Source organism: Loktanella sp. DSM 29012 (assembly GCF_900110705.1).
GTDB classification, from domain to species: domain Bacteria; phylum Pseudomonadota; class Alphaproteobacteria; order Rhodobacterales; family Rhodobacteraceae; genus Loktanella; species Loktanella gaetbuli.
On record NZ_FOEJ01000005.1, the window covers coordinates 174,224 to 186,552 of the forward strand.

General features: G+C 63.2%; 12 protein-coding genes. 5 read left to right on the top strand and 7 right to left on the bottom strand.

Features of this window, described 5'->3' with window-relative positions; all coding sequences use genetic code 11:
• The first annotated feature begins 54 nt into the window (after positions 1-54).
• Positions 55-936: a lytic transglycosylase domain-containing protein gene (locus tag BMX27_RS12565; protein WP_090160160.1), complete on the top strand. Its 882-nt coding sequence runs from the start codon at positions 55-57 to the stop codon at positions 934-936.
• Here the strand turns inward: BMX27_RS12565 and BMX27_RS12570 are convergent.
• A complete protein-coding gene (locus tag BMX27_RS12570) occupies positions 933-2,618 on the bottom strand; it encodes an NAD(P)H-dependent oxidoreductase subunit E (protein ID WP_090160161.1) in 1,686 nt (561 codons plus the stop codon). The two genes, BMX27_RS12565 and BMX27_RS12570, sit on opposite strands and share 4 nt — an antisense overlap.
• A gap of 178 nt (positions 2,619-2,796) precedes the next feature.
• On the opposite strand from BMX27_RS12570, the gene BMX27_RS12575 reads away from it, so the two are divergent.
• Positions 2,797-3,813 (top strand): alkane 1-monooxygenase, encoded by a 1,017-nt coding sequence (locus BMX27_RS12575; protein WP_090160461.1) that lies wholly within the window; start codon positions 2,797-2,799, stop codon positions 3,811-3,813.
• Positions 3,810-4,190, top strand: coding sequence for a hypothetical protein (locus tag BMX27_RS12580; protein ID WP_143056820.1), 381 nt, complete (start codon positions 3,810-3,812; stop codon positions 4,188-4,190). The genes BMX27_RS12575 and BMX27_RS12580 overlap by 4 nt, the downstream gene beginning before the upstream one ends.
• On the opposite strand, the gene xseA is transcribed toward BMX27_RS12580, so the two are convergent.
• The gene (gene xseA / locus BMX27_RS12585; RefSeq protein ID WP_090160163.1) at positions 4,187-5,611 is read right to left on the bottom strand and encodes an exodeoxyribonuclease VII large subunit; all 1,425 of its coding nucleotides are present in this window, start codon (positions 5,609-5,611) and stop codon (positions 4,187-4,189) included. The two genes, BMX27_RS12580 and xseA, sit on opposite strands and share 4 nt — an antisense overlap.
• Positions 5,612-5,682: 71 nt before the next feature.
• Here xseA and purD point away from each other — a divergent pair, with 71 nt between their 5' ends.
• On the top strand, positions 5,683-6,945 hold the full coding sequence (gene purD, locus BMX27_RS12590; protein WP_090160164.1) for a phosphoribosylamine--glycine ligase: 1,263 nt from the start codon (positions 5,683-5,685) through the stop codon (positions 6,943-6,945).
• Between the two features lie 211 nt (positions 6,946-7,156).
• Here purD and BMX27_RS12595 read toward each other — a convergent pair whose 3' ends face one another.
• The 5 genes from BMX27_RS12595 to BMX27_RS12615 form a co-directional block, all read right to left on the bottom strand.
• Positions 7,157-7,663 (bottom strand): CarD family transcriptional regulator, encoded by a 507-nt coding sequence (locus BMX27_RS12595; RefSeq protein WP_056034090.1) that lies wholly within the window; start codon positions 7,661-7,663, stop codon positions 7,157-7,159.
• 189 nt (positions 7,664-7,852) lie between these two features.
• Positions 7,853-8,188 (bottom strand): ferredoxin FdxA, encoded by a 336-nt coding sequence (gene fdxA / locus BMX27_RS12600; protein WP_056034093.1) that lies wholly within the window; start codon positions 8,186-8,188, stop codon positions 7,853-7,855.
• Positions 8,189-8,238: 50 nt separating this feature from the next.
• Positions 8,239-8,613 (bottom strand): RNA-binding S4 domain-containing protein, encoded by a 375-nt coding sequence (locus BMX27_RS12605; protein WP_090160165.1) that lies wholly within the window; start codon positions 8,611-8,613, stop codon positions 8,239-8,241.
• Positions 8,610-11,381 (bottom strand): helicase-related protein, encoded by a 2,772-nt coding sequence (locus BMX27_RS12610; protein WP_090160166.1) that lies wholly within the window; start codon positions 11,379-11,381, stop codon positions 8,610-8,612. Before BMX27_RS12610 ends, BMX27_RS12605 begins: the two co-directional genes overlap by 4 nt.
• 24 nt (positions 11,382-11,405) lie before the next feature.
• Positions 11,406-11,954, bottom strand: coding sequence for a tetratricopeptide repeat protein (locus tag BMX27_RS12615; RefSeq protein ID WP_256212514.1), 549 nt, complete (start codon positions 11,952-11,954; stop codon positions 11,406-11,408).
• 76 nt (positions 11,955-12,030) lie between these two features.
• On the opposite strand from BMX27_RS12615, the gene BMX27_RS12620 reads away from it, so the two are divergent.
• Entirely contained in the window at positions 12,031-12,327 is a 297-nt protein-coding gene (locus BMX27_RS12620; RefSeq protein ID WP_056034103.1) for an SCP2 sterol-binding domain-containing protein, read from the top strand.
• The last annotated feature ends 2 nt before the right edge of the window (positions 12,328-12,329 follow it).

Here is a 12,329-nt window from a genome sequence, read left to right on the forward strand (position 1 = left end):
AAGAAAAGAGAGCGACGCTTGACCGGGCCACCTGCACTGGCTCTAACCTGTGGCATGTTGCGTATTGTCCTGTTTCTGATCGCCCTCGCGGGGCCTGCGGCCGCCCAGTCAGAACCGGGCACGATGTGCAGCAGCGGCAAATGGGGGAACGTCCAATGCATCCGACCGGCGCATTTTGCCCACGACACCTGTCAGGCCATCGCGCATTTCGCCGATGAAAATGCACTGCCACCGGGGTTCTTCGCGCGCCTGATCTGGCAAGAAAGCCGCTTTGACCCCAACGCACTCTCGCCGGCCAACGCCCGTGGCATCGCGCAGTTCATCGACAGTACGGCACAGCTGCGCGGTCTGCGTGACAGCCTGAACCCGGCGCTGGCACTCGAACATGCCGCACGCTATCTGGGCGAGATGACCCAGACCTACGGCAATGTCGGCCTGGCTGCCGTCGGGTACAACGGTGGCGAACGCCGCGCCGAGGGGTTGATCGCGCAAACCGCAGGACTGATGCCAGAAACCGTGGACTATGTGCAGATCATCACCGGTCACGCCGCCGAAACCTGGCGTGACGCACCGCCAGCCGACCCTGATTTCAGGCTACAGGGCGACATGCCGTTCCAGCAGGCCTGCGTCGTATTGGCCCGCGACCGCATCATGACCCGCTATCCGCCACCGGAACCCCGGTTTGCGCCATGGGGCGCGCAACTGGCTTTTGGCCGGACGAAAGCAGAGGCAACACGCGCCTACAGCCGCCGCGCCGGCGATTGCGGGTTCGACAGGGGCGGCCGCGCATTGGACCTTGTTTTCGTGCGCAATCGCGTCTCGGGGCGTCAGGGCTACTACATGGCACGGGTCGCCGCACAATCGTCATCTGACGCAAACGGGGTTTGCCAGACGGCGCGTGCTAGCGGTTGCAGCTGTGCCGTCTACAGCAACTAGACCTCGTCCGGAAAGAACTTGATCGTGGACCGAATGGCATTCGGGGCCGCCTGACCCAGCCCGCAGATCGAGGCATCGACCATGACCTGGCTCAGATCCTCAAGCAGATCCTGATCCCAGCGATCGGCCTGCATCAATTTGACCGCCTTTTCGCATCCGACCCGGCAAGGTGTGCATTGCCCGCAGGATTCGTCGGCAAAAAACGCCAGCATGTTCAGCGCCGCCGCGCGCGCGCTGTCCTGATCGGACAGGACCACGACCGCAGCCGATCCGATAAACGTGCCGTAGGGTGCCAGGGTGTCGAAATCCAGCGGCACGTCATCGATCCGTGCGGGCAGCAGTCCCGATGACGGTCCGCCCGGTTGATACGCCATGAACCGGTGACCTGCGCACATGCCCCCTGCCGCGGCGATGACATCGGTGATCGTAGATCCGGCAGGCAGCAGGTAGACACCCGGCACCCTGACACGGCCCGACACCGAATAGTTCCGCAACCCGCGGCGACCGTTCTTTTCCACCGCCGACAAGACCTGCGGCCCTTCACGGCAGACGCGCGCGACCCAGATCAGCGTTTCGACATTATGGACCAGCGTCGGGCGATCAAATATGCCACGCTGCGCGACATAAGGCGGCCTGTGACGCGGAATGCCACGCTTGCCTTCGATGCTCTCGATCATGGCAGATTCCTCGCCACAGATGTAACTGCCCGCCCCGCGCCGCAGATCGACATAGCCCGGCGCGATGATCCCCGCCTGTTCCAGACGCGCCAATTCATCCCGCAGGATCGCGATGGCGGTGGGGTATTCGTCACGCATGTACAGATAGATGCGATCCGCCGCGACCGCCCAGGCCGCGATCAACATCCCCTCGAGGAACAGATGCGGCGTGCGTTCCAGATACCAGCGGTCCTTGAAGGTGCCGGGTTCACCTTCGTCCCCGTTGACGGCCATGTAGCGCGGTCCGGCCTCAGCCCGCACAAAACCCCATTTCTTGCCGGACGGAAAGCCGGCACCACCAAGTCCGCGCAAACCCGATTCTGCGACCTGCGCCTGAACCGCCTCCCAGTCGCCGTCCGACCGCAGGGTCCGCAACGTGTCATAGCCGCCTGCGTCCTGATACGCCTCCAGCCCCTCATATGCGGGTATTTCGGCGTGAGTATGACCTGCATCGATCGCCGCGCGCACCTTGGCCACGGTCGCGTTGTCGATCGCATGATGCCCCAGATGCAGCGCGGGTGCAGTGTCGCAGCGCCCCATGCAAGGCGCACGCACCACGCGCACACGGTCCGCCGGCAGATCGTCGATCAGCGCCTGTTTCAGCGCCTGCGCCCCCGCCAGTTCGCACGACAGCGACTCGCAGATGCGGATCGTCAGCGCGGGCGGCGGTGTCTCACCCTCCTTTACCACGTCAAAATGCGCGTAGAAGGTTGCGACTTCGTAAACTTCGGTCTGGGACAGTCGCATTTCCTCGGCCAGCGCGCGCAGATGGGCAGCAGACAGACAACCGTAGGCATCCTGAACAAGGTGCAGATATTCGATCAACATGTCGCGCTGGCGGGGCCGGTCGCCCAGCAGATCGCGGATCTGATCCCAGGCCAGATCGTCCAGCTGCCGACCCTTGGGCGTGCGCCGCCCCTTGCCCTTGCCGGATTTCCAGACACCCTTGTCCTGATCAAGTGCCATGCTGTCTCTCCCGTGCGCGTTTCCTCGGGAACCTAACCTGCACCCGACCTGTTGCAACATGCAAAAGCGACGGATCATCGGCATCCCGCGCAGCGACGTCGTGTCATGCGGCAATCTGGGCCGCGACAGCGCCCCGCGCCCCATGTTACGTCTTGACCCAGGAAACCCGGACAAACTGATGCCTGCACTTGCGCTCTTCTCATTTGCGACACTGATTCCGCTGCCACTGCTGTTGGCCGGGGCGTTTTGGGGCGGGGTCTGGGTCTGGCTGGCCCTGTTTTACATCAGCGTGTTCACCTACCTGATGGACCAACTGGTCCGCATCGTGCCTGCTGCAGCGCAGGACCGCGAATTTCCGTCAGCCGACCCGCTCAGCATTGTGCTTGCCCTTGCGCATTTCGTCCTTTTGGGACTGGCCGTCTGGTCCATCGGCACTGGTCAGATCGGGCTATGGCAGTCCATCGGCCTGATCATCGCGACCGGACTCTATCTTGGGCAGGTCAGCAATTCGAATGCGCACGAATTGATCCACAAGGGAGCCCGCCCCCTGAACATGCTGGGCCGCTGGATCTATATCTCGCAGCTCTACGGCCACCATACATCTGCCCATGTGCTGATCCATCACCGACTGGTGGCGACCCCGGATGACCCCGCCACCGCACGCCTTGGCGAAGGCTATTGGTCCTATGTGCCACGCGCCTGGTTGGATGCCTTTCGCAAAGGGTATCGCGCGGAAAAGGCGCGACTTGACCGCGTGGGCCGCGGTCTGTGGCACAACCCTTATGTGACCTACGTCGCAGGCGGTCTGGGGTTCTGTGTCGCCGCAGCCCTGCTGGGCGGACCGCTGGGCCTGCTGACCTATCTCGTCATCGTTGTCTATGCGCAGGGCCAGCTGATGCTGTCGGACTACGTCCAGCACTACGGCCTGACCAGACGCATCATCAACGGCAAGCCAGAACCGGTCGGCCCCCAGCACAGCTGGGACGCACCGCAGTGGTTTTCCAGCGCGCTGATGCTGAACGCACCCCGCCACGCGGACCACCACGCCCATCCTGCCCGTCCGTTCCCGGAACTTCAGCTTCATGCGGATGCGCCCAGATTGCCCCGCAGCCTGCCCGCAATGGCAAGCCTTGCGCTGTTTCCGCCGCTATGGCGCCGCGTGATGGACCGCCGTGTCGCCCGCTTGACCGCATGAGAACCGCCGCAGCCATCTTGTGCATGCTGACGGCACCCGCGCTGGCCGATCCCATGACAGGCCCCGAATTCGACGCATATGCCACCGGCCGAACCCTGTCCTTTGCAGCCCCCGACGGCACGGTATTCGGCATCGAGGAATATCTGCCGGACCAGCGCGTGCGCTGGTCAGCGGCCCCCGGCACCTGCGTTGACGGCAGATGGTTCGCATCTGGCGGTGCCATCTGTTTCGTCTACGACGGTGACCCGATCCCGAAATGCTGGGATGTCACACTGACTGAAACAGGCCTGCGCGCGGTCTCTGCGCAATTCGGCACCGTGCTGGTCGAGGCGCAGGAAACCACGCTGTCCTGTCCCGGCCCGGATCTGCTGTCCTAGACAAGCGTGCCTTGCAGATCGTCACCGACCACCATCCGTCCGTCCGCGAATTCGATCTCAATCTCACGGGCCTTGGCGGCCGCCTGCGTGCTGGTCACCACCGCACCGTCTCCTCGGACCACGGCATAGCCCCGGCGCAGGGTCTCCTTGTAACCCACCGACTCGCGCACGCGGTCCAGCGCATCCAGGCGGGAGCGTCGCCGTTCCAGATCGCGTCCTGCCCGGTCCGACAAACGCCCCAGGACATGCACCAGACGATCCTGTGCCCGCCCCATGTCCGGTGCGGCCAATCGGGCGGCCAGCGCATCTAGCCTGCGCCGCTGTTCCGCCACGCCGCGCGCCAGCAGGGCAGGCCGCAGGGCCGCATCGGCCAGTTGCACCCGCTTCTTGTTCGCCGCAGCCCGCAGCGCACCGGGCAATCGCTCGCCCAGATAATCCAGCCGTTGTCGCGGCCCCTGCAACAGCGCTTCGGGTTGTGGCAATCCACGCCCCAGATCGCGCAGACGCTGATCGCGCTGCACTAATCCGGTGCTGACGGCTCGGCTGATCCGCGCGCCCATCTGGTCCAGTCCGGCCTTCAGCTCCATGCGCACGGGCACCGCGATTTCCGCCGCCGCCGTCGGCGTGGGCGCACGTCTGTCCGATACATAGTCGATCAAGGTGGTGTCGGTCTCGTGCCCCACGGCGCTGATCAGCGGAATGGCACTGTCGGCCGCAGCGCGCGCGACGATTTCCTCGTTGAACCCCCACAGATCCTCGATTGACCCGCCACCGCGGGCCACGATGATCAGATCAGGCCGGGGCAAGGCACCGCCCGGCGTCAGCGCATTGAACCCCCTGATCGCCTGCGCGACCTCGGGGGCGCATTTCGCACCCTGCACGGCGACGGGCCAGACCAGCACCTTGCGCGGGAACCGATCCCGCAGGCGGTGCAGGATGTCGCGGATCACCGCACCACTGGGCGAGGTCACGACACCGATAATCTCTGGCAGAAACGGCAAGGCCTGCTTGCGCGCGGAATCGAACAGCCCCTCGGCCTGCAACGCTGCCTTGCGCTTTTCCAGCATCGCCATCAGTGCGCCGGCACCCGCAGGCGTCATGTCCTCGATGATGATCTGGTATTTCGACTGGCCGGGAAATGTCGTCAGCTTGCCCGTGGCGATGACCTCCATCCCCTCTTCGGGCTGCTGGACCAGCGCATTGGCCCGTCCTTTCCAGATGATACCCGACAGCACCGACCGATCATCCTTGAGGTCCAAGTAGACATGCCCGGACCGTGGTCGGGACACACGCCCGACCTCTCCGCGCACGCGCACGTGCCCGAATTCACCCTCGATCGTCTTTTTGACGGCGCCCGAAATATCGGACACCGTGAATTCGGGGGTATTGCCACCGGGGCCGTCGTCTTCGAACAGATCCATCGTTGCTGCCTTGTGATCATGTGACCCACACCCTAAAACGCGGAGCATCAAAGGCCAAGCGGGGGCGCGCAATGAACATTCTGATCCTGGGCAGTGGTGGGCGTGAACACAGCCTCGCATGGGCCATCAAACAGAATCCGAAATGCGACCGCCTGATCGTGGCACCCGGCAACGCAGGCGTAGCGCAGCTTGCCGAATGCGCGGCAATCGACATTCTCGATGGTCCAGCCGTTGCGACATTTGCCGCCGAACAATCCATCGACTTCATCGTGATCGGGCCAGAGGCACCACTGGCAGCCGGTGTGGCGGACGATCTGCGCGCCGCCGGATTTACAGTTTTCGGACCATCCGCCGCTGCAGCCCGCCTGGAATCGTCCAAATCCTTTACAAAAGCGATCTGCGATGCCTGCAACGCACCCACCGCAGCCTATGCGCATTTCACACACGCCGACGACGCCAAGGACTACGTCCGCACCCGCCCGGCACCGATCGTCATCAAGGCAGATGGCCTTGCCGCAGGCAAAGGTGTTGTCGTCGCCGAGACAACGGAACAGGCACTTGCCGCCATCGACGACATGATGGGCGGCCAGTTCGGTGACGCAGGCGCCGAGGTGGTGGTCGAGGATTTCCTGACCGGCGAAGAGGCCTCATTCTTTGTTCTCGTGGACGGGACGACAGTGCTGCCGATCGGCACCGCACAGGACCACAAACGCGCCTTTGACGGTGACACCGGACCCAATACCGGCGGCATGGGGGCCTATTCTCCTGCCCCCGTGATGACCGAGGCCGTCACGCAAAAGGCACTGGACGAAATCGTGCGCCCGACCATGCGGGAAATGGCCCAGCGCGGCACGCCGTTCAACGGGGTGCTCTTTGTCGGTCTGATGATCGACGCAGGCCAACCCAGCCTCGTCGAATTCAATGTCCGCTTCGGCGACCCGGAATGCCAGGGGCTGATGATGCGCCTGGGTGGCCAGGTCCTCGACCTGCTCCAGGCCTGTGCCGAAGGCCGCCTAGACACGCAGCAGGTCCATTGGGCCGACGATCATGCCCTCAGCGTCGTCATGGCGGCAAACGGCTATCCCGGCGACTATGAAAAGGGCAGCGTGATCGCAGCCCTCGACTCCCTGCCAGAGGACAGCTTTCACATGGCCTTTCATGCAGGGACGGCCCGACGTGACGGGCAGACGATTGCCACCGGTGGACGCGTTCTGGCCCTCACGGCACGCGGCGACACATTGCAACAGGCCCGCGACCGCGCCTACGCCATGGTCGATGCCGTCGACTGGCCGCAGGGGTTTTGCCGTCGCGACATTGGCTGGCGCGCGCTCTGAACCGCCGCCTTTAATTCAGGCACCTGCCCGCGCATCATCTTGCCGGAAATACTCCCGCCGGAGGCACCTGCCCCTGCAACCGGCACGACGCCCAGCGACAATGTAATGCCCGCTCAAGCGCCCGGCGATTTTCGCAGAAAATCGCGCCAGACATGGAAAAGGCCGCGTCCTCCCAAACGCGGCCTTCCCCCTCCCCCGGTGTGACGGGCTGTTACGCCGCGCGCCCCACCAGAACCGATCCGATCTCTTCTGCGGCAGCCTTTTCGTCGTTGCCGGCGACAACCGCGATCTCGCGCGTCAGTCGCTCCAGTGCAGCCTCATAGAGCTGTCGTTCGGAATAGCTTTGCTCGCGCTGATCATCCGCACGATGCAGATCACGCACCACTTCGGCAATAGCGATCAGGTCGCCCGAGTTGATTTTTTGCTCGTACTCCTGGGCGCGCCGTGACCACATCGCCTTCTTGACCTTGGCCTTGCCGCGCAGGGTCTTCATCGCGTTGCTGACAACCTCTGGCGTGGACAGCGGACGCATGCCCACTTCCGTCGCCTTGTGGGTTGGGACACGCAGCGTCATCTTGTCCTTTTCAAAGGCGATGACGAACAGTTCCAACTCGAATCCCGCAACTTCCTGCGTCTCGACGTTCACGATCTTGCCGACGCCATGCGCCGGGTAGACGACGAAATCGTTAGGCTGGAAATCTTTCTTCTTCTTGCTCATGGCAGTCCTTTCCATGACCCGACGCAAACATCCCCGTCGGAAATTCCGGCGGGGCCATGCGGATAAAATGTCGGATCAAAACAGTAGCATTGTAGTGATCATACCATAAAAAAGGCCCCAGCGAAAGCGGGGCCTTTTGGACGATTATTCCCATGAAAACATGGGGTCGCAATGCGAATCAGTCGCGAATCATCCGCCTTCGCCGGCAGCCTCGGAAAACAGTTCCATCTTGCCGTCCTTGCCGTCCATCTCCTCGGCACCCGGCAGCGGGTCCTTCTTGGTGATGATGACCGGCCACAGCTCGGAATACTTGCGGTTGAACTCGACCCACTTTTCCATGTCCGGCTCGGTATCGGGGCGGATGGCGTCGGCGGGGCATTCGGGTTCGCAGACACCGCAGTCGATGCATTCATCGGGATGGATCACCAGCATGTTCTCGCCCTCGTAGAAACAATCGACAGGGCACACCTCGACGCAATCGGTGTATTTGCAGGCAATGCAGTTGTCATTGACGATATAGGTCATGCGGTATCACTCAGAATTTGGTTGAAAACTCACTAGGACAGTCGGTTTGGTCATTCAAGCGGGAATGGCCCCTTGGTCGTCATGTCGCGGCGGTCCTTGCCGGTCGGGCGTCCCTTGCCTTCGTATTTCGGGGCGGGCGGACGGGCAACACGTTCGGGCGACATGTCGTCATACAGCGCCTGCGCCTCCGGTGCCGGACCGCGCCTGATACCGCAACCCAGGATTTTCACGACCCGGACCGCATCATCCTGCACGAAGGTCAGCACGTTTCCGGGGCCCACATTGCGGGCTGGTTTCGACACGGGCGTGCCGTCGACCCGCACCTTGCCCCCCGACACGACCCCGGCGGCCAGGCTGCGCGATTTGAAAAACCGCGCATGCCATAGCCATTTATCAAGCCGGATCGTATCGCCGGGCGCGCTCACTCAGGCTTGAACCCCGAAAGCGCTGCAGCAAAGGGATTGTCCGGGTCGATCTTCTTTTCGGGACGCTTGGGTTTTGCGGCAAAACTCTGCGGCTTGTCGGTTGGCGGCTTGCCCTTGCCTTTCGGCTTGCCCCGGCCCTTGCCGGCCGGTTTGTCGCCGCGCGGCCTGTCGCCTGCCGGCTTACCCTGCTGACGTGCCGCACGCCCACCCCAGGTAAAGGTGTAGAACGTTTCCATTTCCGGCGCTGCGGGTTCTGCGGGTTCCGCGGTCTCGACGATTCCGGTCGCGGCATCACCGATCGCATCGCCCTGTGGCGCGGCATCAGTCGCGGCAGTCTCGCCCTCGATCGCATCGGAGGTCGCATCCTTTGCAGGGTCTTCAGCCTTTGGTGCCTTGACCTTGGGACGTTCGCCCGGTTCCGCCTTGTAACCCAGACCCGTCATCAAGTTGGCAAACTGCACCAGCGTCATGCCGGTGATCGACAACATATCCGCCGTCGCCTCGAAACCGCCGCGCGAATCGCGGTCGCGCAGCATGTCGGCCAGCCGTTCCAGCATGTCGATGCGGATCGCACGTTCGCCCGCAGCGCGGTAACCCGCCATCGTGTAATAGCCCTGCGGCACACCCGCAGCCGCAGGCACGGTCACCAGACCCGGTGGCGGGCTTTCGGGGAATTCCGACAGATCGTTGTGCAGCGCCCACAGGACCAGACGCAGACGCGTCGGCGCGGGTTTCAGCAGCAGCGGCATGAAAATGGTAAATTGCCCGAACCGGATGCCATGCTTGCGCAACGCGCCGCGCGCGTCCTGATCCAGCGCCTTGACCTCGTCGGCGACCTCACCACGGGTGATGATCCCGAAATGTTCGACCAGACGGTAGGCAAAGCCCTTGGCCGCACCAGTCAGCGCCGCGTCATTCGCCAGCGTCAGCAGCGGTTCCATTGCCGCGGCCACCTTGCGGTCGATGAAATGCTGCAACCGGCGCTGCACCTTGGCGGCCACGTCCGGACCGGCCTCGTCATCGACGAACACGGTGACTGACGGTTTCAGCGGATCCGATCCCTTGGACAGCTTGCCCACGGCCTGATCGCCCCACATCAAACCACCCTGTTCGGTGAAATCGATCTCGGTGTCGGGTGCGTTGTAAAACCGGTCGGCACGCAGATGAAACTGCGGCGCAAGGGCGGCCACACTGGCCTGCCGCAGGGTTTTCGCCTCGTCGGGCGACCCTGCCTTGTCCATGCGAAACCGAAAGCCTTCCAGCTTGCCGATGAATTCGCCCTCTACCGTCACTTCGCCCTGGTCGTTCACGTCAGCCACAAGGCTCTCCTTTTGTTTGAGCCGGCGCAGCAAGACACTGGTGCGCCGGTCCACAAATCTTTGCGTCAGCGCGCCATGCAGCGCATCCGACAGTCGGTCTTCTACAGCGCGGGTTGCATCGCGCCAATGGTTTTCATCCCGCAGCCAGCCCTTGCGTTGCGCCACATAGGTCCATGTGCGGATATACGCCAGCCGTTTGGACAGCGTGTCGATATCTCCGTCATCCCGGTCGATCCGCGCAACCTGTAGCGCGAACCAGTTCTCGTCCACATGCCCGCTTTGATGCAGGTCGGTGAAAATCCGCGTCAGCAGGCTGGCATGTTCACCGCGACTGATCCCGCGAAAATCGGGAATCCGGCACACATCCCACAACAACCGCACGGACGGGCCGTCATGCGCGCGCGCTGTGATCAGGCTGTCCTCGCTCAGCGCACGCAACGCCGCCAGGTCGTCGCTTTCGCGGACGCGGGTCAGCCAATCGTCCTGGGTATGTTTTTCCAGCGTTTGCAGCAGCCGCTTGACCGACCCGAATTGCAGGTCACTGTTGCGCCACATCAGCTTTTTGACAGGCTGGAACCGATGCGTCGTGATCTGCTCGATCGTGCCGTCATCCAATTCTGACGCCTCGCCCGTCACCCCGAATGTGCCGCTGGCCGTATGACGCCCGGCACGCCCGGCAATCTGCGCCAGCTCCTCTGGCCGCAATTCCCGCATCCGCGTGCCATCGAATTTCGACGTCGCCGAAAAGGCCACGTGTTTGACGTCCAGGTTCAGCCCCATCCCGATGGCATCGGTCGCCACCAGGTAATCGACATCACCGTTTTGATACATCTCGACCTGCGCGTTGCGGGTGCGGGGCGACAGCGCCCCCATGACGACGGCAGCGCCACCCTTCTGGCGGCGCAGCAGTTCGGCAATCGCATAGACATTTTCAACCGAAAACCCGACGATGGCCGACCGTGCAGGCATCCGGCTTAGCTTTTTCGAACCTGTGTGGGTCAGCGTGCTGAACCGCTCTCGGTGAACGAATTCGACGCCGGGCACCAGCGCGTTGATCGCACCCCGGATCGTTTCCGCCCCCATGAACAGGGTTTCCTTCAGCCCGCGCGCATGCAGCAGACGGTCGGTAAAGATGTGGCCCCGTTCGGGATCGGCACAAAGCTGGATTTCATCGACGGCCAGAAAATCGCAGCCCATGCCCGTGGGCATCGCCTCGACCGTGCAGACCCAATAGGCCGCCCGCGGCGGCACGATGCGTTCCTCGCCCGTGACCAACGCCACGACCCCCGGCCCGCGCGCGCGCACCAATCTGTCATAGACCTCGCGCGCCAGCAGACGCAGCGGCAGACCGATCACACCCGTCCGGTGCCCCAGCATCCGGTCAATCGCGAGATGCGTCTTGCCGGTGTTCGTCGGCCCCAAAACGGCCGTGATACGTGAGGGTTGCATGATCGTCCCCGCAGGGGCGGCGCGTCACAGCGACGTGCCATCCAGTTCGACTGACAGACGGTCAATTGCCATGTCGACCCCGTCGATATGCTGGGCAATGTCACGGATTCGCTGATAGACCTCAAGCGCCTCTTGCGGACGGTCCAATTGTTGCAAGATCACCGCCAGCCCGCGCATTGCGTTGAAATGCCGCGGGTTCAGTTCCAGCGCGGTCCGCAGATCATCCAGCGCCAGTCCGATCTGTTCCTGCGCATAGAACGCCGAGGCCCGCAGGCTGTAACCCTGGGCAAAATCGGGGGCATGGTCGATCAACGCACTCAGGTGATCGACGGCCAGCGCAGGGTTGCCATCCGCCAGCGCATCCTCGCCCCGGCGCAGCAACAGATCCATGGCAGGCGACCCGCTGCGCGACCATTGCGTCTCGATCTGTCCGCGAATGCCCTCCGCCTCGGACGGGTCGGCCTGTGCCAGCCGGTCGAACAATGAATCAAGCTCGGCCGTCTGGGCCGCGGCAACACCGCACCACAAGAGTGTCGCAACGACAGAGTTGAAGAAGAGATGATGTATCGACATACCGTCACTGTAGTTTAAAACCAGCCCGATACCAGTGGGCGCAGGCATCCAGCCCCCAAACCGAGGACACATTCCCATGAGCGATATCGTCTCTGCCGCCGTCACCCAGTTGAACGCCAAGATGGATGGCGAATCCTTTGACGGCACCGCCAAGTTCGTGATCGAGGGCGAAGGTGCCCTGATGATCGCAGGCACCGATGTCACTGCCTGCGCCGACGACGCAGAGGCCGACGTGACGCTGACTGCCAGCCGCGACACCTTCGAGGGCATCATGACCGGCGACGAGAACCCCACGGCGGCCTTCATGACCGGCAAGCTGACCATCGACGGCGACATGGGCAAGGCCATGGCGCTGGCCGGGGTGATTTCCTGATC

What these genes read in the sequence shown, in the direction of transcription:
- BMX27_RS12610 (WP_090160166.1), bottom strand. Translation starts at nt 11,381, where the DNA reads ATGCAACCCTCACGTATCACGGCCGTTTTGGGGCCGACGAACACCGGC.
- BMX27_RS12615 (WP_256212514.1), bottom strand. Translation starts at nt 11,954, where the DNA reads ATGTCGATACATCATCTCTTCTTCAACTCTGTCGTTGCGACACTCTTG.
- BMX27_RS12575 (WP_090160461.1), top strand. Translation starts at nt 2,797, where the DNA reads ATGCCTGCACTTGCGCTCTTCTCATTTGCGACACTGATTCCGCTGCCA.
- BMX27_RS12595 (WP_056034090.1), bottom strand. Translation starts at nt 7,663, where the DNA reads ATGAGCAAGAAGAAGAAAGATTTCCAGCCTAACGATTTCGTCGTCTAC.
- BMX27_RS12620 (WP_056034103.1), top strand. Translation starts at nt 12,031, where the DNA reads ATGAGCGATATCGTCTCTGCCGCCGTCACCCAGTTGAACGCCAAGATG.
- BMX27_RS12580 (WP_143056820.1), top strand. Translation starts at nt 3,810, where the DNA reads ATGAGAACCGCCGCAGCCATCTTGTGCATGCTGACGGCACCCGCGCTG.
- fdxA (WP_056034093.1), bottom strand. Translation starts at nt 8,188, where the DNA reads ATGACCTATATCGTCAATGACAACTGCATTGCCTGCAAATACACCGAT.
- BMX27_RS12565 (WP_090160160.1), top strand. Translation starts at nt 55, where the DNA reads ATGTTGCGTATTGTCCTGTTTCTGATCGCCCTCGCGGGGCCTGCGGCC.
- purD (WP_090160164.1), top strand. Translation starts at nt 5,683, where the DNA reads ATGAACATTCTGATCCTGGGCAGTGGTGGGCGTGAACACAGCCTCGCA.
- BMX27_RS12570 (WP_090160161.1), bottom strand. Translation starts at nt 2,618, where the DNA reads ATGGCACTTGATCAGGACAAGGGTGTCTGGAAATCCGGCAAGGGCAAG.
- xseA (WP_090160163.1), bottom strand. Translation starts at nt 5,611, where the DNA reads ATGGATCTGTTCGAAGACGACGGCCCCGGTGGCAATACCCCCGAATTC.